Origin of the sequence: Streptomyces sp. NPDC050548 (assembly GCF_044457385.1) — a bacterium.
Taxonomy (GTDB): Bacteria; Actinomycetota; Actinomycetes; order Streptomycetales; family Streptomycetaceae; genus Streptomyces.
Window position 1 is genome coordinate 469,405 of the sequence record NZ_JBITGV010000006.1, and the last position, 23,468, is coordinate 492,872.

General features: G+C 69.8%; 19 protein-coding genes and 1 pseudogene. 11 read left to right on the forward strand and 9 right to left on the reverse strand.

Annotation, left to right across the window (positions count from 1 at the left end):
* Positions 1-31: 31 nt before the first annotated feature.
* Both ACIBJH_RS20180 and ACIBJH_RS20185 read right to left on the reverse strand, forming a co-directional pair.
* A complete protein-coding gene (locus ACIBJH_RS20180) occupies positions 32-3,334 on the reverse strand; it encodes a S8 family serine peptidase (RefSeq protein ID WP_399118176.1) in 3,303 nt (1,100 codons plus the stop codon).
* Between the two features lie 129 nt (positions 3,335-3,463).
* A complete protein-coding gene (locus tag ACIBJH_RS20185; protein WP_399118177.1) occupies positions 3,464-4,006 on the reverse strand; it encodes a CGNR zinc finger domain-containing protein in 543 nt (180 codons plus the stop codon).
* 106 nt (positions 4,007-4,112) lie between these two features.
* Here ACIBJH_RS20185 and ACIBJH_RS20190 point away from each other — a divergent pair, with 106 nt between their 5' ends.
* The 6 genes and pseudogenes from ACIBJH_RS20190 to ACIBJH_RS20215 all read left to right on the forward strand — a co-directional run.
* Positions 4,113-4,562, forward strand: coding sequence for a VOC family protein (locus ACIBJH_RS20190; protein ID WP_399118178.1), 450 nt, complete (start codon positions 4,113-4,115; stop codon positions 4,560-4,562).
* Positions 4,563-4,573: 11 nt separating this feature from the next.
* Positions 4,574-5,464 (forward strand): pyridoxamine 5'-phosphate oxidase family protein, encoded by an 891-nt coding sequence (locus tag ACIBJH_RS20195; protein WP_399118179.1) that lies wholly within the window; start codon positions 4,574-4,576, stop codon positions 5,462-5,464.
* Between the two features lie 102 nt (positions 5,465-5,566).
* Complete coding sequence (locus ACIBJH_RS20200) at positions 5,567-6,025, forward strand: NUDIX hydrolase (RefSeq protein WP_399118180.1); 459 nt, start codon at positions 5,567-5,569, stop codon at positions 6,023-6,025.
* A 252-nt stretch (positions 6,026-6,277) separates the two neighbouring features.
* Positions 6,278-8,053 (forward strand): TIGR03767 family metallophosphoesterase, encoded by a 1,776-nt coding sequence (locus ACIBJH_RS20205; protein ID WP_399118181.1) that lies wholly within the window; start codon positions 6,278-6,280, stop codon positions 8,051-8,053.
* 100 nt (positions 8,054-8,153) lie between these two features.
* Positions 8,154-9,302 (forward strand): serine hydrolase domain-containing protein, encoded by a 1,149-nt coding sequence (locus ACIBJH_RS20210; protein WP_399118182.1) that lies wholly within the window; start codon positions 8,154-8,156, stop codon positions 9,300-9,302.
* A gap of 57 nt (positions 9,303-9,359) precedes the next feature.
* Positions 9,360-10,150, forward strand: a pseudogene (locus ACIBJH_RS20215) (aldo/keto reductase); the annotation flags it as partial.
* Between the two features lie 121 nt (positions 10,151-10,271).
* Here the strand turns inward: ACIBJH_RS20215 and ACIBJH_RS20220 are convergent.
* Together ACIBJH_RS20220 and ACIBJH_RS20225 are read right to left on the reverse strand one after the other, a co-directional pair.
* Positions 10,272-10,481: a DUF397 domain-containing protein gene (locus tag ACIBJH_RS20220; RefSeq protein WP_399118183.1), complete on the reverse strand. Its 210-nt coding sequence runs from the start codon at positions 10,479-10,481 to the stop codon at positions 10,272-10,274.
* A 4-nt stretch (positions 10,482-10,485) separates the two neighbouring features.
* Complete coding sequence (locus ACIBJH_RS20225; protein ID WP_399118184.1) at positions 10,486-11,367, reverse strand: helix-turn-helix domain-containing protein; 882 nt, start codon at positions 11,365-11,367, stop codon at positions 10,486-10,488.
* Between the two features lie 201 nt (positions 11,368-11,568).
* On the opposite strand from ACIBJH_RS20225, the gene ACIBJH_RS20230 reads away from it, so the two are divergent.
* Together ACIBJH_RS20230 and ACIBJH_RS20235 are read left to right on the forward strand one after the other, a co-directional pair.
* Positions 11,569-11,964 carry an ATP-binding protein gene (locus ACIBJH_RS20230; protein WP_399118185.1) on the forward strand — a complete coding sequence of 132 codons (396 nt, stop codon included), beginning with the start codon at positions 11,569-11,571 and terminating at the stop codon, positions 11,962-11,964.
* Between the two features lie 154 nt (positions 11,965-12,118).
* A complete protein-coding gene (locus tag ACIBJH_RS20235; RefSeq protein ID WP_399118209.1) occupies positions 12,119-13,324 on the forward strand; it encodes a glycosyltransferase in 1,206 nt (401 codons plus the stop codon).
* 76 nt (positions 13,325-13,400) lie between these two features.
* Here the strand turns inward: ACIBJH_RS20235 and ACIBJH_RS20240 are convergent, their stop codons facing one another.
* Positions 13,401-14,450 (reverse strand): hypothetical protein, encoded by a 1,050-nt coding sequence (locus ACIBJH_RS20240; protein ID WP_399118186.1) that lies wholly within the window; start codon positions 14,448-14,450, stop codon positions 13,401-13,403.
* Positions 14,451-14,688: 238 nt separating this feature from the next.
* Entirely contained in the window at positions 14,689-17,286 is a 2,598-nt protein-coding gene (gene pepN / locus ACIBJH_RS20245) for an aminopeptidase N (protein ID WP_399118187.1), read from the reverse strand.
* 150 nt (positions 17,287-17,436) lie between these two features.
* Between pepN and ACIBJH_RS20250 the strand changes: the two genes are divergently transcribed.
* A complete protein-coding gene (locus ACIBJH_RS20250) occupies positions 17,437-18,087 on the forward strand; it encodes a DsbA family protein (RefSeq protein ID WP_200715928.1) in 651 nt (216 codons plus the stop codon).
* A 35-nt stretch (positions 18,088-18,122) separates the two neighbouring features.
* Here the strand turns inward: ACIBJH_RS20250 and ACIBJH_RS20255 are convergent, their stop codons facing one another.
* From ACIBJH_RS20255 to ACIBJH_RS20265, 3 genes are all read right to left on the reverse strand, one after another.
* Positions 18,123-18,356 carry a hypothetical protein gene (locus ACIBJH_RS20255; RefSeq protein WP_399118188.1) on the reverse strand — a complete coding sequence of 78 codons (234 nt, stop codon included), beginning with the start codon at positions 18,354-18,356 and terminating at the stop codon, positions 18,123-18,125.
* Positions 18,357-18,424: 68 nt separating this feature from the next.
* Positions 18,425-19,846 (reverse strand): FGGY family carbohydrate kinase, encoded by a 1,422-nt coding sequence (locus ACIBJH_RS20260; protein ID WP_399118189.1) that lies wholly within the window; start codon positions 19,844-19,846, stop codon positions 18,425-18,427.
* 239 nt (positions 19,847-20,085) lie between these two features.
* Positions 20,086-21,129 (reverse strand): 2-hydroxyacid dehydrogenase, encoded by a 1,044-nt coding sequence (locus ACIBJH_RS20265; RefSeq protein WP_399118190.1) that lies wholly within the window; start codon positions 21,127-21,129, stop codon positions 20,086-20,088.
* A gap of 70 nt (positions 21,130-21,199) precedes the next feature.
* On the opposite strand from ACIBJH_RS20265, the gene ACIBJH_RS20270 reads away from it, so the two are divergent.
* Positions 21,200-22,645, forward strand: a complete 1,446-nt coding sequence (locus ACIBJH_RS20270) for an FGGY-family carbohydrate kinase (protein ID WP_399118191.1) — start codon at positions 21,200-21,202, stop codon at positions 22,643-22,645.
* Entirely contained in the window at positions 22,642-23,250 is a 609-nt protein-coding gene (locus ACIBJH_RS20275) for a histidine phosphatase family protein (protein WP_399118192.1), read from the forward strand. The genes ACIBJH_RS20270 and ACIBJH_RS20275 overlap by 4 nt, the downstream gene beginning before the upstream one ends.
* Positions 23,251-23,468 lie beyond the last annotated feature (218 nt).

Below are 23,468 nucleotides of genomic sequence, written 5' to 3' on the forward strand. Positions count from 1 at the left end.
CGGACGCCCGCCCCGTCTGTCGTACGTCGTGCTACGACGTGACCTTCTCGATCTTCACGCTGCCCAGGCCCGCGACCGTGCCGCGCGCGTTGACCAGCTGGACCTGGCCGAAGAACTCGCGTCCCTCAGGAGCGGGGGCCAGGGCCGTGACGCTGCCGGAGACGGTCGCCGAGGCGCCCGTGGCGAGCTTCACCGGCGTCGAACCGTCGACGGAGACCGTGCCGAGCGCCGGGGAGAAGAAGACGTCCCGGTAGTCGTACGCGGTCGAGCCGGACGGCACCGAGTAGCCCGCGACCTCGACGGTGTAGGTCCCGGCGGGCGGGTTGGCGATCGAGACCGCCTCCTCCGAGTCGCCGTCGGCGGACTGGCCGACGACCGTACCGGCGGAGTTGTACACGGTCAGGTCCAGGTCCGCCGCCGTGTCCGAGACGTTGCCGATGACGACGTCCAGGGAGGTGGCGCCGGCGGGCACGTCGACCGTGGTGGTCTGGGTGGCGCCCTCGGTGATGGTGGGCCGCGCGGTCAGCGAGGAACCGAGCGGGCCGCCCTTCAACGTGCCGTCCAGGGCCGCGTAGTTGTTGGTCACCTTCCACGAGGCGGTGGCCGGGACGCCGACCTTGGCCTCGGGCACGGTCACGGTCTCCGGGTCGAAGGCCGCGCCGAGGACGGTGGCGTCCAGCTTGTACGGGTTGTCGAGCAGCGGCGAGGTGCGGCGCGCCTCGACCTCGATCTCCCAGACACCGGCCTGCGGGTCGGCGTACGAGCGCACGTCGGGCTTGCAGCCGTTGCCGTCGAGGTAGTTGTTGTAGCAGTACGGGGTGCCGGTGTCCTCGACCGGAACGCCGTACGGGTGGATCGAGATGAACCGCGTCTGGCTCTTGTCCTTCAGCCCGCCGATCGCGACCTCAAGGGCCTTCGCGCCCTCGGGGACGGTCAGGAAGTACGACTGCGTGCTGTTGCGCTGCACCGAACTCGACTTGGAGAAGGTGTAGTTGACCGGGGTGGAGACCACGACCGTCGTCAGGATCTGCTTGTCGACGCCCTCGGTCTTCGGGTCGTCGACCTCAAGGATCGCGCTCTTGATGCCCGAACTCCTGGGCGCCGCCTGCACCTTGACGGTGACCGGCTGGTTCAGCGGGAGCTTGACCTCGTCCGAGCCGACGATCCGGAAGGTGCCACCGGCGTTGTTCGCGAAGCTCAGTTCGTGCCGAACGGCCTTGTCGCTGCCCGTGGTTCGGGTGATGACGACGTCGTACGTCTTCTTCGCGCCGGCCTTGAGGCCGCCCTCGCGGTCGTAGAGACCGGTGCCGAAGCCCGGGGTCTTCAGCGCGAAGTCGATCGCGGTGTCGACGGGAGCCTTCACCGTGTACTCGTGGGCGGTGGCGTCGTCCCTGATGGACTGCCACGCGTCCACGATGTCGATGAGGCCCGCGCCCTCCTCGTAGGCCTGAACGCCCTTGATGTGGTGGGCCGTCGAGGTCAGCGCGGTGCGCAGCGTCGCCGGGGTGAGGGTGATGTGCTTCTGCTTGGCGGCGCTCAGCAGCAGCGCCGAGGCGCCCGCGGCCTGCGGGGAGGCCATCGAGGTGCCCTGGAGCATCGAGTAGCCGGCCGGCAGGGTGTAGCCCGCCTCGGCGACCGGGGCGCCCGGCAGCCAGGTCTGGGTGGAGTTGATCGAGGCGCCGGGCGCGACGAGCGTCGGCGTGAAGCCGCCGTCCTCACGCGGGCCGCGCGAGGAGAACGGCAGCAGCTGGTACTTCTTCTCCACCTGCGAGCCGTAGTTGGCGGCCCAGGTCTCCTTGGAGATGGCCGCGCCGACCGAGATCACCTTGTCGGCCAGGCCGGGGTCGCCGATCGTGTTGGCGCCCGGACCGGAGTTGCCGGCCGAGATCACGAGCTGCACGCCGTAGGTGTCGATGAGCCGCGTGTACAGCTCGGCGCGCGCGTTGTTGCCGTCGTTCAGGGCGGGCAGGCCGCCGATCGACATGTTGACGATGTCGACACCGCGGTTGGCGACGAGGTCGATCATGCCCTCGGTGAGCGCCACGTTGGTGCAGCCGCCGGTCCAGGTGCAGGCGCGCGAGGAGACGATCTTCGCGCCCGGGGCCGCGCCGTTCATCTTGCCGCCGAACAGGCCGTTGGCCGCGGTGATACCGGCGACGTGGGTGCCGTGCTCGGACTCGATGACGCCGATGTTGACGTAGTCGGCCTTCGCGCCGGACGCGTTGTAGACGACGTCCTTGCGGATCTCGACGACGAACGGGACGCGCTCGACGACGTCGGTCGCCGGGTTGTCCGTCCCGAAGTAGCCGATCTGGTAGCCGTCCTTGTACGGCTTCATCGGCGTGTCGTCGGTGAAGTCGAGGTTGTCGTTCAGGTCGACGCGGACGGTGCCGGCGGCGGGGTCGTAGAGCACGCCCCAGACGTCGGTGGTGTCGCCGTCCCGGTTCAGGTCGCCCTTCTCGTCACCGCCGGTGGTGGCGGACTCGGCGAAGTAGCTGAACTTGTAGTCGCCCGCGGGCGCCTTGAAGTTCTCGGTGCCCTGACTGGCCGTGGTGATCGAGAACGCCGGGCCGGAGACGGCCGTGGTCATCCGCCGCCAGGTGGCGTCGCCGTCGTTGACCGGGTCGGTCGAGGTGACCCAGTCCACGATCTTGCGCTCGCCGGTGGTGGTCTTCTGCAGCGCAGGGTGACCGAGGTCGACACCGGAGTCCAGGATGCCGATGGTGATGCCGCGGCCGTCCGCCTTCGGGTTCTTCTTCACGAAGTCGACGGCGCCCGTCTCGAAGGACGGGTTGTACGGGTTCTCGGCGGGGGTGGTCTTGCTCGGCCCCGAGTAAGTGGCCTTCGTCGTCGCCTTGTTGGCGCTCTTGGCACTGGTCGCGGTGTCCGCGCTGGGCGTCGGGTCGTCGAGCGCGATCTCCTGGCGCAGGTCGATGCCGTGCACCGAGGACAGCTTCGCGGCGGCGGCGATCGCCGCGTCGGCCTTGCCGGTCGGGACGGTGGCGCGGACGTAGCCGAGTTTGTCGTAGGTGCGGCCCACGGTGCCGCCCTTGACCGCGTCCAGCTGGTCGGCGACCTGCTCGGTCTGGCCCGGAGCGGTCGCGATCATCAGCGTGACGTTCTTGTCGCCGTCGGCCTTGGCCGCGGCGAGCAGATCGGCGTCGTCCGAACCGAGCTTGGCGGCCGCGGACTTGACGGTCCCGTCCGTGGGCGCGGTGGTGGACGGCGCGTCGGCGGAGAAGGCCATGGGTATCGGCCCGGCCGCGGAGAGCGCGGCGACGAGACCGGCGGCCACGGATATTCGGGCCACACGTCTCTTGGGGTTGAGGGTCATCGGCATCCCTTGTAGGTGAAGAATCCAGTGCCGGACGAGCGCACAGCTTTACCCAAGGAACAGTTGTTTGGGAAGTGTTGACCGAATCGATATGGATGTATGGGGAAAACCCCCTGTCCGGCAGGGGGTTCAGGACTCCTTCACGCGCGTGTAGTGGCGGGACGCCTTCGCGCGGTTGCCGCAGGCCGCCATCGAGCACCAGCGCCGGGTGCCGTTCCGCGACGTGTCGTAGAAGTGCAGGACGCACGCCTCGTGGGCGCAGCGGCGGATGCGGTCGGGGGCGGCGGCGAGCAACTCCAGGTAGTTGCGGGCGGCGAGCCAGCCGGGGCCCCACCGCGGGTCGTCGAACTCGGGGATCTCGCCGGGGCCTTCGGCGGTGAGCGTGGCCCGGATCCGCCCCTGGTCGAGCACGAGGTCGAGGTTCTCCGCGCCTTGTGCGAGCGAGCCGTCCACCACCACGTGGAGCGCGTCGCGCGCGATCTTGGTGTGCGCCAGGGTGATCGGGTTCGCCTCGAACCGCTCGCCGAGCCCGGCCGAGCCGAGCCATACGGCGAGCCCGCGGGGGCCGGAGAGCAGATCCTGCACGACCCCGTCCTTCATCCACCGCGTGTTGAGCAGATCGAGGGCGAGCGGTTCGCCGATGAGCGGGCGGGGGTCGGGGGTCGTGGTCACGGAGGTGTCCCTTCTGATCTAACCGGTCAAGAGTACGTGACCGGTTGACCCTGTCGATTCTAACCCTTAATGTCGCTCACAACGGTTAGACCAGAGGAGAGCTTCCATGACCCTGCACGCCGGCCACATCGGCCTGAACGTCACCGACCTCGACCGCTCGCTCGCCTTCTACCGGGACGTCCTCGGCTTCGCCGTCCTCGCCGAGGGCAAGGAGGACGACGACCGCCGGTACGCGTTCCTCGGCGACGGCGGCGACCGCCCCGTCCTCACCCTCTGGCAGCAGGCGCAGGGGCCGTACGGCGGCGACCGCGCGGGCCTCCACCACCTCGCCTTCACGGCCGACTCCATCGAGCAGGTCGAGCGGTACGAGGCGGAACTCAAGGCCTACGGCGCCGACTTCGCGTACGAAGGCGTGGTCGCCCACCGCGAGGGCGCGGCCTCCGGCGGCATCTTCTTCCACGACCCGGACGGCACCCGCCTGGAGATCTCCGTGCCGACCGGCGCCGAACACGCCCCCGCCCCGCACACCGAAGCCCCGACCTGCGGCTTCTTCTAACCATGGCCGCCATGCGGACGTACCACGCGGGATCCCGTGCCGTGCAGGACCGGGCGGGTGTGCGCGACATCGCCGACCACGTCGGCCAGATCATCGGCCAGGGCATCAAACCCATCGCCGCCGCCTTCCTGGAACTCCAGCCCCTCCTGATCCTGGGCGCCGCCGACCCGACGACGACCCGGGTCTGGGCCTCCCCGCTCACCGGCCCACCCGGTTTCGTACGGGCGACGGGCCCCCACCAGATCTCGGTCACCGGCGGCCCGCGCCCCGCCGACCCCCTCGCCCCGGCCCTCACCGCCGCACAGGACCTGCCGGTCGGCACGATCGCCCTCGACCCCCGCACCCGCCGCCGTATGCGAGTCGACGGCCAACTCCGCGCCACGGCAAGGGGGTTCACGATCGAGGCGGAGCGGGTGTTCTCCAACTGCCCCAAATACATCCAGCGGAGAGAGTCCTACGAGACACTCGCGGACCGAGTACCGGCGCCCGCCCGGCACGGCAGCGAACTCACCCCCGCCCAGGCCGAGTTCATCGCGGCGGCCGACACCTTCTTCCTCGCCACCGTCCACGACCACGGCGCCGACGCCAGCCACCGGGGCGGCAACCCCGGCTTCGTACAAGCAGTTTCACCCCACGAACTGACCTGGCCGGACTACGCCGGCAACGCCATGTTCCTGAGCCTCGGCAACATCCTGGCCGACCCACGCGCGGGCCTCCTCTTCCTGGACTGGACGACGGGCACCACACTCCAACTCACCGGTGAGGCAAGGACGGAGTTCGGGGAGGACGGGGAGCGGAGGGTGCGTTTCATCCTCGACGAGGCCATAGAGACCGCCGCCGCACTCCCACTGCGCTGGTCGGCCCCCGAATACTCCCCTGCCAACCCAACCCCGGAGCGCTGAGCGCACCGTCAGGGGCGCGGGGAACTGCGCGACCAGCCCCAACGGCGCGTAAGCCGAAAATCCACATGCGCCACCCCCACCGAAGCGCCTAGCTTCACCAACGTGCGCAAGAAACTGAGGGTCGCCGCCTACGCCGTCTGCGTCCGCGACGGCCAACTCCTGCTCGCCCGTTCCCCCGCCGAGGGCGGCGGATACGAGTGGGTCCTCCCCGGCGGCGGCATGGACCACGGCGAGCACCCCAACGACACGGTCGTACGCGAGCTGGAGGAGGAGACCGGCTACCACATCGAGGTCACCGAATTCCTCGGCATGGACTCCCTCCACCACGTCATCCCGTGGAGCTACCGCCGCAAGGTGGACCAACACGGCCTCCGCCTCGTCTACGAGGGCCGGATCGTCGGCGGCGAGCTGCGCAACGAGATCGGCGGCTCCACCGACATGGCCGCCTGGCACCCGCTGGACGACGTGTCGGGCCTGCGCCGCGTCCCGTTGATCGACATCGCGCTGCGGCTGTGGCGCGAGCGGCCGGACGTAGGACGGGTCGAACGGGTCCCGGAATAGCTTCAGTACCCCGGCAGATGAACGCGGAGTAGCCGCCTCCCGGCGGCTCGACGAGCGTTCACGAACGCACAGGGGGCGCCAAGATCCACGTACGGTGATCGGCGCTACGCGTTGCCGTCTCGTTTACGCGCAGGTCATCCCCGATGCCAAGCATCCAGTACGAGCGGGAAGTTCGCGACCGCGACCGAAAACCGGTCGACGCGAACACCCGCGACCACTGCCGACGCAGTTCGTACTCGGGGAGATCGCGCCATGTCGCGCACACGCTCTGTCGCCAGCTCCGTGCTGGGGGTCAACCGCCGTACCGTCCTCGCCGCCACCGCGGCCGTGTCCGTCTCCGCGGGCGTGGGCTACGCCCTGCGGCCCACCGACAGCCAGGCCGCCACGACCGACGCCGCCAACGCCTCCAATGCCGCCGCCGAGGCGCCCGTGGCGCACTCCCGCGTGGCACCGGCCGCACCCCTGGCCCCGTACACCAAGGGCACCACCCTCGCCACGGTCGCCGCCCCGCGCACCCACTCCGGCTACCGCCGCCTCGGCGACGGCGCCGGCTGGAAGCGCGTCGTGCGCGCCGACCTCGCCGCCGCCAAGTCCGGGCGCGCGGGCCGCCGTACGGCACTCGCGTCGTTCGTGCAGTTCACCGACCTGCACCTGATGGACAGCCAGCACCCGCTGCGCCTGGAGTACCTGCGCTCCACCGACAAGCACGCCTGGCGCCCGCACGAGGCGCTGACCGTGCAGGGCGGGATCTCGCTCGTCGAGCGGGTCAACGCGCTGCGCGGCGCCCCGGTGACCGGCTCCCCGCTGCACTTCGTGATGACCACCGGCGACAACACGGACAACAACGCCAAGTCCGAGCTGGAATGGTTCATGAAGATCATGAGCGGCGGCCGGTTCACCCCCAACACCGGTGACCCGCGCCACTACGAGGGCGTCCAGAACAGCGGCCTCAAGCTGTACTGGCAGCCCGACTCCACCGTGCGCGACGGCGACAAGCAGCTCGGCTTCCCGCACCTCAAGGGCTTCCTGGCCGCCGCGATCCGCGAGGTCCGCAGCCCCGGCCTCAACCTGCCCTGGTACTCGACGGTCGGCAACCACGACGCGCTCCCGCTCGGCTGCTTCGGCTCGCACGCCGACCCGTATCTCACCGAACTCGCCATCGGCGGCAAGAAGTTGATGACCGCGACGGCGGCCGAGGCGAAGAAGCTCCAGAACTCCATCCGGGACGCCAAGGACCCCAAGGGCAGCGGCTACCGCGACTTCCTCAAGGCGCACGCCCGCTCCGCGCGCTCGATCACGCCGGACGAGAAGCGCGCCCCGTACACCTCCGCCGAGTACCTCAAGGCCCACCTCGACCCGGCCTACCAGGGCCTCGGCCCGGTCGGCCACGGCTACTCCTCCGCGAACGTCGACGCGGGCACGCAGTACTACGCGTTCCGGATCGCCGACGACGTGATCGGCATCAGCCTCGACACCACGGACGCGGGCGGCCACTACGAAGGGTCCATCGGGGCAACGCAGTTGAGGTGGCTGGACAAGACACTCCGCGACAACAAGGACTCGTACGCGGTGATCTTCAGCCACCACACCAGCAAGACGATGGACAACACCCGCCCCGACCCGGCACACCCCACCGAGCGCCGCTACGAGGGCAACGCGGTCGTCTCCCTCCTCGGCAGCCACGCGAACGTGCTGGCCTGGGTCAACGGCCACATCCACCGCAACGTCATCACCCCGCACGCGGCGCCCGACGGCCGCAGCTTCTGGGAGATCTCCACCGCCTCGCACGTCGACTACCCCCAACTCGCCCGCGTCATCGAGCTGGTGGACAACAAGGACGGCACGCTGTCCCTCTTCACCACGCTCATCGAGTCCGCGGCCCCGCCCCGCACCGACTTCTCCGACCTCACCCAGACCGGCCTCGCGGCCCTCTACCGCGAACTGTCGTACAACGCACCGGGATCCAGCACGGTCCTGGGCGGCGACGCGAAGGACCGCAACACCGAGCTGATCCTCAAGAAGGGCTGAAACTCACTCAACTGGAGCACGCCGGAGCAACCTTCGTATCGGAAGGCCGTGTCCATCCCCCCGACCGAGCCTTCGACAGGGCTCAACGAAGGGGGAAGACATGGCAGTTCGTACGGCACTCATGGCCGCGACGGCGGTGGCGCTGTCGGTCGCACTGGCGGGACCCGCGCTGGCGGCGGAGCCCGCCGGGAAGGCCGGGCAGGACCACACGGCGACGAGGGAGGCGCTCCGCGCGGCCGTGCAGGACGGCGTCCCCGGCGTCACGGCCACCGTGCGGGACGGCGGCACCACCTGGTCGACGACGGCGGGAGTCGGCAACCTCCGTACCGGGGCCCCGCGTTCGGCCGACGACCGCTACCGGATCGGCAGCATCACCAAGGCCTTCGTGTCGACGGTGCTGCTCCAACTGGAGGCGGAGGGCCGCCTGTCGCTCGACGACACGGTGGAGAAATGGCTGCCGGGCGTGGTCCAGGGCAACGGCAACGACGGCGGCAAGATCACCGTCCGCCAGCTCCTGAACCACACCAGCGGCATCTACAACTACACGGAGGACGACGGCTTCGGCCGCGCGTACTTCACCAAGGACGGCTTCTTCCAGCACCGTTACGACACGAAGACCCCGGCCGACCTGGTGGCGATCGCCATGGCCCACAAGCCGGACTTCGCGCCGGGCACGTCGTGGCACTACTCCAACACGAACTACGTGCTCGCCGGCATGGTCGTCCAGAAGGTCACAGGCCGCTCGTACGCGACGGAGATCCGCGACCGCATCATCAACCCCCTTCACCTGAAGGCGACTTCACTCCCCGGCACGAAGGTGACGGTGCCGAGCCCGAGCAGCCACGCTTACAGCAAGCTGGCGGAGGAGACGACGGGCCCGACGTACGACGTCACGAAGCTGAACCCGTCCATCGCCTCCTCGGCGGGCGAGATGATCTCCGACTCCGCCGACCTGGACCGCTTCTACAGCGCTCTGCTGCGCGGAAAGCTCCTCCCGCCGAAGCAGTTGAAGGAGATGCAGACGACGGTGCCGGCGGGCGACAGCCCGACCACGCGCTACGGCCTCGGTATCGCCGACATATCGCTGCCCTGCGGTGTCCATCTCTGGGGCCACGACGGCGGCATCCACGGCTCGTCGTCGGTGGTGGCGGCGACGCCGGACGGCCGCCACTCACTGGCGTTCAACTTCAACGGGGACTGGTCGGGGGACGCGGGGGCGGTGGTGGTGGCGGAGTTCTGCGGTGAGTAGGGGGTCGCTTGCATAAGTGGAACAGCGTTCCGTATGGTGTTCCGGAACGCTGTTCCGAAGGCACACCTCCCGATGGGCGACAACCCCAACGAGCGCGGAAATTCAAGGCGTTGGCTGGTGCGCGCACTGGAGAACTCCCTACGCCGCTTGGGCACCGACCACGTCGACCTGTTCCAGATCCACCGCCCCGACCCGAACACGGACGTCGAGGAAACCCTCTCCGCTCTCACCGACCTGGTGCGCGCGGGCAAGGTACGGGCGGTCGGCACGTCCTCCTTCCCCGCGTCGGACATCGTCGAGGCGCAGTGGGCGGCGGAGCGCCGCGGCCTGACCCGCTTCCGCACGGAACAGCCGACGTACTCGATCCTCGACCGGGGCATCGAACGCGAGGTCCTCCCCGTCTGCGAGCGCTACGGCATGGGCACGCTGGTCTACAGCCCGCTGGCAGGCGGCCTCCTGACGGGCCGCTATCGCAAGGACAGCCGGCCGGACACCCACCGCTCGGCCTTCGGCTTCAAGCACCTCACGGACGAGCACCGCCTGGACAGGTCGAACAACTCATCGCCCTCGCCGAGAAGGCGGGATTGCCGCTGACCCACCTGGCCATGGCCTTCGCGATCGCCCACCCCGGTGTCACCTCGGCGATCATCGGCCCCCGCACGATGGTCCACCTGGACGACCTGCTGGCCGGCGCGGAGACGACCCTGTCCGACGAACTCCTCGACCAGATCGACGAGTTGGTCCCACCCGGCACGGACGTCGGCACGCTCGACATGGCATACGCTCCGCCGGCCGTCCAGCGAACGGCACTGCGCAGGCGGGCACTTGGGGAGCGTACGGCGGCCTGACCTGCCGTCAGTGGCGTGAGCCGTGCCGACCGCCGAACGTGCCCCAGTGGACGCTTCGCTGACCATTGATCTGGACGGTGATGCGTCGGCCTTCGTCTTCACCGCCCATGGCGGGCGTTCGTCAGTCGCGTGAGTCCGGCTCGCGGAGGTGGGAGACGAAGAGGGCCCATGCTGTCGCGGGGAGGAGCAGGGCGGGGCCGGTGGGGTTGTTCTTCGAGTCGCGGACCGCTATTCCGGTGGGCGTGAGGCGGGCGGCTTCGATGCAGTTCTGGCCCGGGTCGCTGTAGGAGGACTTGAACCAGGCGGATTCCGGAGCGATCTCGGGGTTCATGGGCCTACAGCTCTCGTTCTAGTCGGTGCAGGAAGTCGGGGGTGTCCTCAGGCGGTAGCGCTGATGCTGTCATGGCGTCGAACCGCCGAAGGAACCGGTCCACTTCACGAGGCTTGTCCGAAGTGGAGACGGATCCCCAGGCGCTGTCGGTCTGGACGCGCGGGGGCAGCTCGTTGCCGAAGTCGAGGATCGCGAAGTCATTGGTCGAACGGTAGCTCCTGCGGAACGGCAGAACCTGAATGGTGATGTGGTCCCAGTCCGACAACTCCTCGATCCGGCCGTACTGTTCGCGCATCACTTCGGCGCCCCCGACCGGATATCGCAGTGCCGCTTCGCCCAGGATGACGTGCAGTTTGACGGGGTGTTCGCGGCTGAGTACCTCCTGCCGCCGCATCCGGAGTTCCACGCTGTTGCGGATGAACTCCGAGGTGTACTCCTCAATCGGCTTGTGCAGCTCGTGCGTCGCCCGCGCGTAGGCCTCGGTCTGGAGCAGGCCGTAGACGACGGTCGGGTGGTAGGCCTTCATGGAGCGGGCTTCCGGCTCCAGTCCGACGAACCCGGGTAGCCCCGCCGGCAGCAGCCCCCGGTACTGCGTCAGCCAATCCTGTTGATTGGAATCCCGGTTGAGGCCGATCAGTGACTCGACGACCTCCTCGTCGGTCACGCCGTACTTGGCGAGCAGTTTGCGTAGGTCGCCGACGTTCCGGAAGTTGAGGGAGCCGGTCTCGATGCGTTGCAGGGACGCTTCCGAGATGCGCAGTCCCTGGACCGCCTGTTTGCGGGTGAGTCCCGTCCCGTGGTCGCCCGCGTCGCAGTTCTCGCGTAACTGCCGCAGCTGAAGCCCCAGTTCGAGCCGCTGTGCCGTGCGCCCGCGCTTTGCCGCCATGTGTGTCACCTTCGTGCCGTAGTGCCTGTCACCTGTCGTTCTGCGCCGAGTCTGGCATTGCATGCTGCGTCCACGCAGGTGCTTGTGCAGATCTGGGCATAGTCCACTTTCAGCACCACTGAATATTCAGAGCGTTTTCGATTGCCGCTCGATGAGTAATCCCGTCACCGTGGTTGGGCACCCCCTCCCGAAAGGACCCCCATGCCCACCCCCGACTGGTCCATGAGCTACCCCATGACCCCGCGCAGCGTCCGTCTCGCCCGCCTCCACACTCGCCGTCGCCTCACCCTCTGGAACTGGCCCGGTGACATCGACGACGCCGTCCTCGTCACCTCCGAGCTGGTCGCCAACGCGGTACGGCACGGGCGGCTCCCGGGGCACGAGGTCTGGCTTCGGGTCGCCGTAGACGAAGAAAAGGACTCCCTGCTGACGATCGACGTGTCGGACCCGGTGCTGGAGTTCCCTGTGGTGAAGCAGGCGCCCGGTGGGGAAAGCGGGCGCGGACTTTGCGTCGTTTCCGGGGTGTCCGCGTCCCTCGACTGGTTTCTGCGCGGCGACGTCGGCAAGACCGTCCGCGCCCGCCTCGCCACCAATTGACCCCGGGATAACCAACCGGACTCGGATACGAGACGCCCAGTTCATTCAAGCGAAATGTCCGTGCCGCCTCATAACGGCTAACCCGCTGTTCACGGGGATGGCTCGATTCATACGCAAGGCGGGTGGTCGTGTGCGCGCTAGACACGAACTGCACGTGCTGTCGGTCTACGAGGGCTTCTTCTCCGGAGGAGCCCGAATCGTCCACAGCGACGTCGTTCTGGGACTGGTGGAGGGCGGCCAGCATCATTCGGTGCTGAGCATCCACGGCGAAGTCCATCGGGAAGCGACCCGGCAGGCCATGGAGAACGATGCCTGCTATCAGCAGCTGACCGCGGCCGGGGTCGGCGTCTCCACCCTCGGGCGTAGTCTCGGCGGTGGTGAGGGGCAGGTCAGTACCGGCTTCACCGGGCCCGAGCTGGCCGACGCGGCCCGCGCCCTCGCCGACGCCGACGTCGTGCTGTCGCTCAAGGAGCAGCCGCTCTCCCTGCTCAACCAGGGAGGCCTGCCCCGCCGCCCCGTCGTCGTGTGCCTGCACCGTTCGGACCCCGAACACCAGGGCGCCGCCCTCGACGAACTGAAGACCGCCATCGCCGACGGCAAGGTCGTCGCCGCCGTCTGCTGCGCGGAGTCCACCCGCGACGCCTACCAGGCCGCCGGCATCCCGCCCGAGGTCCTCCACGTCATCCCCAATGGCGTGGATCTGTTCCGCTTCCGGCCCGACCCCGCCCGGCGGCTCGCCCTCCGTGCCTCCCTCGGAATTCCGGATGCCGCACCCGTCGTAGTCTTCGCCGCCCGCTACGCCACGATGAAGAACATCCCGCTCTTCCTCCGCGCCGCCCACGAGTGGCTACGACGCGAACCCGCCGGCCACGTCCTCATGTGCGGCACGGGCATGACGGACGACCAGCGCGCCCTCTCCGCCGACATCGACGCCGCCTTCGGGGAGGACCGGGAGCAACTCACCGACCGGCTCCATCTCCTGGGCGTACGGCGGGACATGGAGACCGTCTACGCCGGGTCCGATGTCGTCGCGCTGACCTCGTCGTTCGGCGAGGCCGCGCCGCTCTGCCTCATCGAGGGCATGATGTGCGGGGCCGTACCCGTCGCCACCGACATCGGCGACAGCGCGTCCATCGTCGCCGGGCACGGCATCATCACGCCCCCCGACCCGGACGCCATCGCGTCGGCCTGGACCGAGGCGGTCCTCGGCCGCGCCGAGTTCGCCAAGGCCCACGCCCGCAGCCGCGAACGCTTCAGCCGTACGCGCATGATCGCCTCCTACGCCGCCCTCATCGACGGCCTCCACACCAGTCACACGACCAGCAACGCGAGCCCGCCGCCCCTCCCCGAACCCCTGTAGACGGAACATACGAGGAGGGACCACCGACCCCCCGGTGGCCCCTCCTCTCCCCTCCTGATGCTGCCCCGGTCCGTCACTACCGGGGCAGCACCACGACATACGCGGCCGGATCGCGGTCCGCCGCCGCCATCAGTGCCGTACGGACCACCGCCGCCTGCTGCTCAAGACCGTCACGCAGCTTCCTGGGGGTGATGTGGACGACCGTGATGCCGAGCCGTTCCAGGTGCTCGCGCTTGCGGGCGTACTCCGACCACAGCGCGTCGTCGTCCTGCCGATGGCCTTGGCGCGGTGCGCGGGTGTCCAGTTCCACGGCGACCGCCTGCTCCGGCCAGTACGCGTCCAGGCCGCCCAGGTGCGGGCCGCCCGGCAGCCGCAGGTCCACGTTCCACACCGGGTCGGGAAGGCCGTACTCGCTCACCATCCGGTAGAGGCGGTCCTCGGCGATCGCGCGGCCCTCGGCCAGCAGCGAGTCCACAGCGTCCACCACATGCGGGCGGCTCAGCAGCTTCGCGTCGTTCAACTCCCGTACCACCGCGGCCGGTTCGCAGTGTCCGCCGCGTACCGCCTCGGTGAGCAGCCGGCGCACCGCGTTCGCGTCCGACAGTCCGGCCACCGCGTCCGCGACGGCCCGCGGCACCGGGGCGACCGGGACGCCCTTCACCTGCCGCGCGGCGGGCAGCGCCGGGGTGCGGAGGATGCGGGCACAGCCCGTGGAGCGCAGTCGGCGCATCCGGGGGACCAGGACGTCGATGTGGTCGAGGGAGGCGAGCTGCCCGGCCGAGGTGAAGCCGTACAGGGCGAGGGCGGCGAGGCCGGTGACCATCGTCTCCGCGTACGTCGGCCGGTGCGGTTCCTCCGCGCCGGGCTGGACCGGGACACCGGCCGTCCGCTCCCGCGCCGCGTAGGTCAGCACCGCGTGCAGCCGCTCCTCGCCGGTGGGCGGACCGGAGTGCAGCAGGACGACGCCGGGGAGGAACTGCTGCCAGGGGCCGCCGGGCCGGCACTGCTCGTTCACCTCGGCGGCCGGGATGCCGTGGGCGCGGAGCTGAGCCGTCGTCAGAACCCGGCGGTGCACCTCGGAGAGGTGGCTGAGGGGGCGGGGGGAGAGGGGGGTGTTGTGGTTCATGCAACGGGGTTTCCCGCGCCGGATCCGCTCCCTAACCGCTGTTACACGCCCGTCGACAAATCCGGACGATGCGGTACTAAAGGACAGGCGTTCGGATGCCGAGTAGGCACCGAAAACCCCTGGTCCAGATGGGGTGGACCAGGGGTTACGGCTGCGATTACCTGTATTCAGTAACGGTCACGGAGAGGCCAATCACAGGCCAACGATCAGCCCGTCAGCCCGTCAGCCCGTCAGCCCGTCAGCCCTGATCGCCCCGGCCCCCGTTGTCCGCCTCCTGCGCCCGCAGCGCCCGCGCCAGATCGTCCCGCGACTCCAGCACCAGTCGCCGTAGCGCGGGCGCCGCCCCCTCGTGCGCGGCCAGCCACGCGTCCGTCGCGGCCAGCGTCGCCCGCCCGGCCTCGGCGGTCGGGAACGCCGGGAACAGGCCCCGCACCACATCCATGGCGATCTGGATCGACCGCTCCGCCCACACCCGCTCGATCGCCGCGAAGTACTTCTCGGTGTACGGCGCCAGCAGCTCCCGCTGCGACGGCTGCGCGAAGCCCGCGATCGTCGCCTCGACGAACGCGTTGGACAGCGCGTCCGACTCCACGACCTGCGCCCACGCCTGCGCCTTGACCGCCGCCGAGGGGCGGGCGGCGAGACAGCGGACCTGGTGCCGCTTGCCGGACGCGGTGTCGTCGCGGGCCAGCTCGGCGGCCACCACGGACTCGTCGGCGACGCCGTGCGCGGTCAGCGGCTCCAGGAACGCCCAGCGCAGCTCCTGGTCCACCACCAGCCCGTCGACCTTCTCCGTACCGTCCAACAGGCCCCGCAGCAACGCCAGTTCCTCCGGCGTCGACGCCACCGACGCGTAGAAACGCGCCCAGGCCAGCTGGTGCTCGCTGCCCGGCTCGGCCCCGCGCAGATCCCGTAGCGCGGTGTGCGCCAGGATCTTCGCGCCGGCCTCGCGCCACCATGGCGGCGAGTAGTTGACCAGCGCCGAGTTCGCCCACGCGTGCAGCATCTGCAGCACACCGATGTCGGTCTCCCGGCGCCCGAACCGCGTCACCAGGTCGATGAAGTCGGGCGCGATCAGCAACGCGTCCCGCGTCATGTTCCACAGCGCCGACCAGCACAGGGCACGCGCCATCGGGTCGGTGAGCGCGCCGAGGTGCTCGCGCAGGGTGTCGAGCGAGGTCGCGTCGAAACGGGTCTTGGCGTACGTGAGGTCCTCGTCGTTGACGAGCACCAGCTCCGGCGCGTCCGCACCGGCCAGTTCCACTACGACCGTCCGCGGGCCGTCGACGTCCACCTCGGCGCGCTCGTACCGGACCAGGCGCTCGTTCTCCGTCCGGTAGAGGCCGACGACCACCCGGTGCGGGCGCAGCGAAGGGTGCGACTCGGCCGCCTCCTGAAGCACCGTCAGCTCCGCGATCCGGCCGCCCTCCACGTCCAACACCACTCGCGGAGTGAGGGAGTTGACCCCGGCCGTCTGCAGCCACGCCCGCGACCAGGACGTCATGTCCCGGCCGCTCGTCTCCTCAAGGACCGACAACAGGTCACCCAGGCGCGTGTTGCCGTACGCGTTCCGCTTGAAGTAGCGGCGCGCGCCCTCCAGGAACGCGTCCTGGCCGACGTACGCCACCAACTGCTTCAGTACGGAAGCCCCCTTGGCGTACGTGATGCCGTCGAAGTTGAGCTTCGCGTCCTGGAGGTCGCGGATGTCGGCGGTGATCGGGTGCGTGGAGGGGAGCTGGTCCGCGCGGTACGCCCACGCCTTGCGGCGGTTGGCGAAGCTGATCCAGGCGTCGGAGAAGCGGGTCGCGCCGACGCTCGCGAACACCCCCATGAAGTCCGCGAAGGACTCCTTCAGCCACAGGTCGTCCCACCACTCCATGGTGACCAGGTCGCCGAACCACATGTGCGCCATCTCGTGCAGGATCGTGTTCGCCCGCCCCGCGTACGACGCCTGCGTCACCTTCCCCCGGAAGATGTACTCCTCGCGGAAGGTGACGAGCCCCGGGTTCTCCATCGCGCCGAGGTTGTACTCCGGCACGAACGCCTGGTCGTACTTCCCGAACGGGTACGGGTAGTCGAAGTGGTCGTGGAAGAAGTCCAGCCCCTGCTTCGTCACCAGGAACACGTCGTCCGAGTCGAAGTACGGCGCCAGACCCTTGCGGCACATCGCGCCGAGCGGGATCTCCAGCGTCGTACCGTCGTCGAAGGTGCGGGAGTAGGAGTCCGTGACGTAGTGGTACGGGCCCGCGAGGAACGCCGTGATGTACGTCGAGATCGGCTTCGTCTCCGCGAACTTCCATACCCCGTCGGTCAGTTCACCGACACCGTTGCTCCACACCGTCCAGCCCTCGGGCGCCCGCACCTCGAAGCGGAACGGCGCCTTGAGGTCCGGCTGCTCGAAGTTGGCGAAGACCCGGCGCGAGTCGGCCGGCTCGTACTGGGTGTAGAGATAGATCTCGCCGTCCTCGGGGTCGACGAAGCGGTGCATGCCCTCGCCGGTACGGGAGTACGCGCACTGCGCGTCGACGATCAGCTCGTTCTCCGCGGCCAGGTCCTCCAGCTGGATGCGCGAGCCGTCGAAGACCGCGCCCGGGTCGAGATCCCTGCCGTTGAGCGACACGGCCGTCACGCCCGGCGCGATCAGGTCCGCGAAGCTCGCCGCGCCCGGCTCGGCACAGCGGAACCGGATCGTGGTCACGGACCGGAACGTACGGGGGCCCTCGCCTGCGTCGTCCCCCACGGCGGAGCGCAGATCGAGGGACACGTCGTACCCGTCGACGGACAGCAGTGCGGCCCGCTCCCGGGCCTCGTCACGGGACAGATTCTCACCGGGCACGGGGGCACTCCCTCGGATGGTGTTCGATCAACGGTCTTCGCTGTGTGGTCAGGGCCGATCCTGCCATGCGCCCCTGACCGAGGGCACTCGGGAATGAGGCTGCGAGGGGCGGTGTTGCCGTGAGGAAACGGCCGTATTCCGAGGAGCGTCATGTCTGAGACCGCCAAGACCCCCGTGGACTTCTGGTTCGACCCGCTGTGCCCCTGGGCCTGGATGACGTCCCGGTGGGTGCTCGAAGTCGAGAAGGTCCGTGACATCGAGGTCCGCTGGCACATCATGAGCCTGGCGGTGCTCAACGAGCCCAAGCTCGACGAGCTGCCCGAGGAGTACCGCGAGCTGCTCGCCACCAAGGCCTGGAAGCCGATCCGCGTGGTCACCGCCGTCTGGCAGAAGCACGGCGCGGACGCCCTCGGCCCCTTCTACACCGCGCTCGGCACCCGCATCCACAACAACGGCGAGGGCCCGACCGTCGAGGCCATCGCCGGCGCGCTCGCGGACGTCGGCCTGCCCGCCGACCTGATCGACTACGCCGACCAGGAGGACTTCGAGTTCGACGCCGAACTGCGCGCCTCCCACAAGGAGGGCATCGACAAGGTCGGCCAGGACGTCGGCACCCCCGTCATCGCCGTCCCCGGCCCCGACGGCGAGCAGATCGCCTTCTTCGGCCCGGTCGTCACCCCCGCCCCCAAGGGCGAGGAGGCCGCACGGCTGTGGGACGGGACCGTCGCGGTGGCCTCCGTCCCCGGCTTCTACGAGATCAAGCGCTCGCGCACCAAGGGGCCGGACTTCAGCAACCTGTAAGCACAGCACTTCGGCAACTCTGAGTACAGCGGCGCTCACTCCGGGGCGGCGGCCTTCTCCTCACGGAACTTCTCGGGGAGATCGCCGCCGCCCCGCGCGTTGTACGCCGGCTGGTACCGCACACAGCCCTTGACCGCGCAGCGCCACAGATCCCCCACGTAGTGCCGGGGCCCCTTCACCTCACGGACGGCCGCCTTCTCGGCGTCGGCCATCTTCTGGAAGTCCTGCCACCCGCGACAGTTCGGGCACCACCGTCGAAGTACCGTCATGAACTCCTCCTCGCCACACGGGGCCAGGCCGGTAGTACACCGCGAATCGCGGGCGCCCGCCCCCGAAATCACCGGCTCCGCCCGCGCGCCGTCATCAGCCGCGCGAGATGGTCCTCGTATCCCTTCGTGTAGGAGGCCGCCCGCCTCGGGTCCGGTTCGATCACCTCGGTCGGCCGCGTCCAGGCCGTCGTGTCCAGCGGGACCCCGTAACGTTCGGCCGCCGCGAGCACCGCGCCCCGCGCTCCCACCTCGCCCTCGACCACCCGCAACGGCCGGCCCAGGACGTCGGCGAGGAGCCGCATCCAGGCGGGGCTGCGGGTACCGCCGCCACACACCGCGAGGGAACCCGTCAGTCCCGCCGCCTCCAGACAGTGCCGGGCCGCGTACCCGATGCCCTCGCAGGTCGCCCGGATCAGATCGGCGGGCGTCGACTCCAGGGAGACACCGGTCAGTTCGGCGCGGAGGCGGGGCTCGACGAAGGGGGCGCGCTCACCGGACGGCGCGAAGTACGGCAGCACCCGCACGCCGTTCGCGCCGGGCGGGGTCGCGGTCAGGAGTGCGTCCACCTCGTCGTGCCGGACGCCGGTCGTCGACAGCACCCAGTCCAGCGCCGCCGTACCGACCATCGCCGGCATCGCGCGCAGCCAGTGCCCCGGGCGGTCGAGGGAGATGTACAGGCCGGCCGGTTCGCCGGAGAGGTCGAGGTCGGTGGTCGCGACCAGGCTGGCGAGGCACGTGCCGACGATGAGGAGTCCGTCCCCGGGTTCCGTCACGCCCGCGCCGAGCGCACAGGCGGGGAGGTCGTAGGGGCCGTTCGCGATGCGGGTACCCGCGGGCAGTCCCTCGCCGCGGGTGAGCGCCGTCGCGATCGGGTCGCTGACCGGGGCCAGCAGGCGCCGGCGACGGGTCAGGCCGAGGAGTTCTACGACACCGTTGTCGTAGGTGCGTGTTTTTGGGTTGAGGAACGGCATCGATGCGTCTGAGACGTCGGTTCCTGCAAGGACTCCCGTGAGTCGTTGGAAGACCATGTCCTTGCAGAACAGGGCGTGTGCCGCCGCGTCCAGTGGTTTCGGCTCGTGCGCCTCGAACCAGGCCAGCACCGGGCCGGGGCACCCCGGGAACATCGCGCTGCCGGTGCGCCGGAACACCGTCTCGAAGGTGCCGTCCGCGAGCCACTGGTCGAGGAGTTCGTGTGCTCGGCCGTCCATCCAGGAGACGGCGGGGCGGACCGGGCGGCCGGCTGCGTCGACCAGCCAGACGCCGTCGCCTTGGCCGGTCAGGCCGGCCAGGGTGATGGGGTCGGTTGTGGATGCGGTGAGTTCGTCCAGTACGGCGACCACGGCGGCGTAGACCTCGTCCATGTCCTGCTCGACGAACCCGCCGTGCATCGACAACTCCACCGGGCGGGAGGCTACGGCGAGTTGACGGCCGGTGCTGTCGAAGGCGGCTGCCTTCACGGTGGAGGTGCCGACATCGATTCCGACATACATAGGTGACCCCCTGCTGAGTAGTGATGCTCAAGTCGGGCTGTGTTGAGAAGGCACCGTTCGCACCTTCTTTGGTTCGGTCGCCTTCGGGGGGCTGGGTGCCGGTGTCGAGAGGCCCACCGTGCTCGGCGCTGCGCGCCTCCGCGCTCCCCCAGAGGGGGGACCCCCAGCCTCTCGACACCGGCGCGCCCCTACGGCTCCCTCTCGGCCGGCGCGCGGGGACAGCGCAAGTGGGTGGGCCCTCAACGGAGTTGGTGGGAAAGAGGCTCGCCTCGCGCCCAGCGGCCCACTTCCTCCGCCGCTATTCGCGCCGCCTTCTCGGCCACGGCGCGGGAGGCGCCGCCCAGGTGAGGGGTGAGGACCAGTCTGTCGGTGAGGCCGAACAGGCGTGATGCGGTGGGTAGTGGCTCGTGGGCGTAGGTGTCGAGGGCCGCCGCCGACACCTGGCCGCTCTCCAGGGCGTCGCACAGCGCCTCCTCGTCCAGGAGGGGGCCCCGCGCGACGTTGACCACCACCGCGCCGGGGCGTAGTAGCGCCAGTTCGCGGGCGCCGATCAGGCCGCGGGTCTCGGGGGTCAGGCGGGCGTGCAGGGTGATGACCTGGGAGCGGCGCAGGAGTTCGTCCAGCGTCGCGACGCGCAGTCCGTGGATCTCGCCGTGCACATAAGGGTCGTACACCATCACGCGGGCGCCGAAGGCGCAGAGGACGCGGGCCACCCGGCTGCCGACCGCGCCGTAGCCGACGAGTCCGACCGGCAGATCCTCCAGCTCCAGCCCGCTGTGCTCGTAGGTGTAGTAGGCGGCCCCGGCCTCCCAACTGCCTTGTCCGGCAAGGAGTTCGTGTGCCTGTGGGATGCGGCGGAGCGTGGCCAGCATCGTCCCCACGGTGAACTCGGCGGTGGCGGCGGCGTTGCGCCCGGGGGCGAAGCACACCCGTACGCCGTGGGTCTTGGCCGCGTCGAGGTTGACGTTGACGGGTCCGCCCCGGCACACCACTACCAACTGGAGATCGGGGCAGGCGGCCGCGAGGACGCGCTCGGTGACCGGGCCCATCTGGGTGACCAGGACTTGGGCCTGACTGCTCCGCAGGGCTTCGATCATCTCGTCCTCGGCGTCGCTCGCCTCCTCGACCTCGGCTACCTGCCCGAACGGTTCCAGGGGCCAGCCGAGTGTCAACTCGCCGGCGGTGAAAGGGTGTTCGCGCAGTTCCTCGGCGATCGCGGAAGTGATCAGCGACGGCAGGACGAAATGGTCACCGGCGGCGACGACACGCAGGGTCTCGGTCATCGTGGGGCTCCCTCCCTCTTTGCCACGATGAACGGGGAATGCCGAACGCGTAACCCCTGTGGAGGTCCGGATGATGTTCGAGGGTGACGGCGGGGCGTGGCTGGGCATCGACCTGGGGACGCAGAGCGTCCGCGCGCTGCTGGTCACCGGCGACGGGCGGGTCCTCGGCGCCGGCACCGCCCCACTGACCGGCCGCCGGGACGGGGTGCGGCACGAGCAGGACCCGGGGGAGTGGTGGGAGGCGGTGTGCGTCGCGTCCCGGGCCGCCTTGACGGGACAACGGCCCCCGCGGCTACGGCTCGGTGGGCTCGCGGTGTGCGGCACCTCGGGGACTGTTCTGCTGACGGACGGCGAGGGGTGTCCGCTGACGCCGGGGGTGATGTACGACGACGGGCGCGCGGTCGCGGAGGCGGCGCGGGTGGGCATGCAGCCGAGCTGGGCGCTGCCGAAGGCGCTGTGGTTGATGGAGGCGTACGGGAGGGGGCGGGTGACCCATCAACCCGACGTCATCACCGCCCGGTTGACGGGTGGACGGGGGACGGTGGTCCCGACCGACTCCAGTCACGCTCTCAAGACGGGCTACGACGCGGAGGAGGAGGCTTGGCCGTCCCGACTGGCGTATTTGGGTGATGTGTTGCCGGAGGTGGTCCGTCCCGGTGTTCGGCTGGGGGAGGTGTGCGGGGCCGCCGCCGAAGCGACGGGCATTCCCGTCGGTACGCCGGTCATCGCCGGGATGACGGACGGCTGTGCGGCCCAGATCGCCTCGGGGGCGTTGTACGAGGGCTCCTGGAACTCGGTGCTCGGCACCACGCTGGTCCTCAAGGGGGCGTCCGCCAGGCCGGTCCGGGACAGCGCCGGGGTGGTCTACAACCACCGTGCGCCGGACGGGAGTTGGCTTCCGGGCGGGGCGTCGAGTGTGGGGGCGGGCGCGTTGCCGACGGGGCTGGACCCGGTGGAGATGGACAGACTGGCGGCCGCATACGAACCGTCGGGCGCCCTCACCTACCCCCTCACCTCGCCCGGCGAGCGGTTCCCCTTTCTCGCCCCGGACGCCACCGCCTTCACGCTCGGTACCTCGGCTTCGGAGGCGGACGGCTGGGCGGGGGTGCTTCAGGGGGTGGCGTTCACCGAGCGCCTGTGCCTCGACTACCTGCACCAGTTGGGCGCTCCGATAGACGGGCCGCTCACCTTCACGGGCGGCGCGGCCCGCAGCGCGTACTGGAACCAGCTGCGCACCGACATCCTCGGCCGCCCGGCCCGAGTGCCGGAACAGATCGAACCGGCCCTGGGGATGGCGGTGTTGGCGGTCCATGGAACGACGGGGACTCCGCTCGCGGAGGCAGCCGAGCGCATGGTCCGCATCCGCACGGTCCTGACACCCGATCCCGCCCGCACGGAGCGTTTCATCGAGCCGTACGCCCGTCTCGTGGCCGAACTGGAGTCACGGGGCTGGCTGCCCGCACCGGTCGCGGCACACGCCCGCGACCGTCTGAACCTGGAGACCGACGCCTCATGACCACCACCCTCCTCCTGGCCCGCCACGGCCAGACCGTCTGGCACGCCGAGAACCGCTACGCCGGCATCAGCGACGTCGCCCTCACGGACACGGGCGTCACCCAGGCGGAAGCCCTCGGCCGCTGGGCCGCCGCCCACCCGGTCGACGCGATCTGGACGTCCCCACTGTCCCGAGCCGTACTCACAGCGGCCCCCGCCGCCCACGCCCTGAACCTCGTCCCACACACCGAACCCGCCCTGCGCGAATGCGACTTCGGGGTCGTGGAGGGCCGCACGCTGTCGGAGTTCGCGGCGGAGAACCCGGGAGCGGCGGAGGCCTTCCGGTCCGACCCGGTCGCATATCCCTTCCCGGAGTCGGAGGACCCGACGGCAGCGGCAGCGCGCGGAGCTGCCGCTCTGCAGCGCATCGCCGCCGCGCACTCCGGCGGGCGCGTTCTGGTCGTTGCGCACAACACGCTGCTGCGTCTGGTTCTGTGCCGATTGCTGTCGATTCCGCTCGGTGAATACCGACGCGTTTTTCCCATGCTGCGGAATGCGGCTGTGTCCGAAATTCGCATGATGCAGGGGGAGAGTGCTCTGTTGTCGTTCAACGTGCCTTGTGTGTAAGGGGCATATTCTGCTCGCTTGTTGACCGTTCGAGGGGTACTTGATGGCGAGTGCTTGATTTTCCCTTTACTGAAACGAGGTCAACTCGCGGCTTGATTCAGACAGTTCACTTCTGTTGGCAAATGAGCGTTTTCCAACCTCGTGGCGCTGACCGCGAGTTGGACACTCCTGCGGAACGACGAAGCTCCTGGTAGACGGGTTCTCGACCAAGATCACCC

What these genes read in the sequence shown, in the direction of transcription:
- ACIBJH_RS20180 (WP_399118176.1), bottom strand. Translation starts at nt 3,334, where the DNA reads ATGACCCTCAACCCCAAGAGACGTGTGGCCCGAATATCCGTGGCCGCC.
- ACIBJH_RS20190 (WP_399118178.1), top strand. Translation starts at nt 4,113, where the DNA reads ATGACCCTGCACGCCGGCCACATCGGCCTGAACGTCACCGACCTCGAC.
- ACIBJH_RS20195 (WP_399118179.1), top strand. Translation starts at nt 4,574, where the DNA reads ATGCGGACGTACCACGCGGGATCCCGTGCCGTGCAGGACCGGGCGGGT.
- ACIBJH_RS20205 (WP_399118181.1), top strand. Translation starts at nt 6,278, where the DNA reads ATGTCGCGCACACGCTCTGTCGCCAGCTCCGTGCTGGGGGTCAACCGC.
- ACIBJH_RS20210 (WP_399118182.1), top strand. Translation starts at nt 8,154, where the DNA reads ATGGCAGTTCGTACGGCACTCATGGCCGCGACGGCGGTGGCGCTGTCG.
- ACIBJH_RS20220 (WP_399118183.1), bottom strand. Translation starts at nt 10,481, where the DNA reads ATGAACCCCGAGATCGCTCCGGAATCCGCCTGGTTCAAGTCCTCCTAC.
- ACIBJH_RS20225 (WP_399118184.1), bottom strand. Translation starts at nt 11,367, where the DNA reads ATGGCGGCAAAGCGCGGGCGCACGGCACAGCGGCTCGAACTGGGGCTT.
- ACIBJH_RS20230 (WP_399118185.1), top strand. Translation starts at nt 11,569, where the DNA reads ATGCCCACCCCCGACTGGTCCATGAGCTACCCCATGACCCCGCGCAGC.
- ACIBJH_RS20240 (WP_399118186.1), bottom strand. Translation starts at nt 14,450, where the DNA reads ATGAACCACAACACCCCCCTCTCCCCCCGCCCCCTCAGCCACCTCTCC.
- ACIBJH_RS20250 (WP_200715928.1), top strand. Translation starts at nt 17,437, where the DNA reads ATGTCTGAGACCGCCAAGACCCCCGTGGACTTCTGGTTCGACCCGCTG.
- ACIBJH_RS20255 (WP_399118188.1), bottom strand. Translation starts at nt 18,356, where the DNA reads ATGACGGTACTTCGACGGTGGTGCCCGAACTGTCGCGGGTGGCAGGAC.
- ACIBJH_RS20260 (WP_399118189.1), bottom strand. Translation starts at nt 19,846, where the DNA reads ATGTATGTCGGAATCGATGTCGGCACCTCCACCGTGAAGGCAGCCGCC.
- ACIBJH_RS20265 (WP_399118190.1), bottom strand. Translation starts at nt 21,129, where the DNA reads ATGACCGAGACCCTGCGTGTCGTCGCCGCCGGTGACCATTTCGTCCTG.
- ACIBJH_RS20270 (WP_399118191.1), top strand. Translation starts at nt 21,200, where the DNA reads ATGATGTTCGAGGGTGACGGCGGGGCGTGGCTGGGCATCGACCTGGGG.
- ACIBJH_RS20275 (WP_399118192.1), top strand. Translation starts at nt 22,642, where the DNA reads ATGACCACCACCCTCCTCCTGGCCCGCCACGGCCAGACCGTCTGGCAC.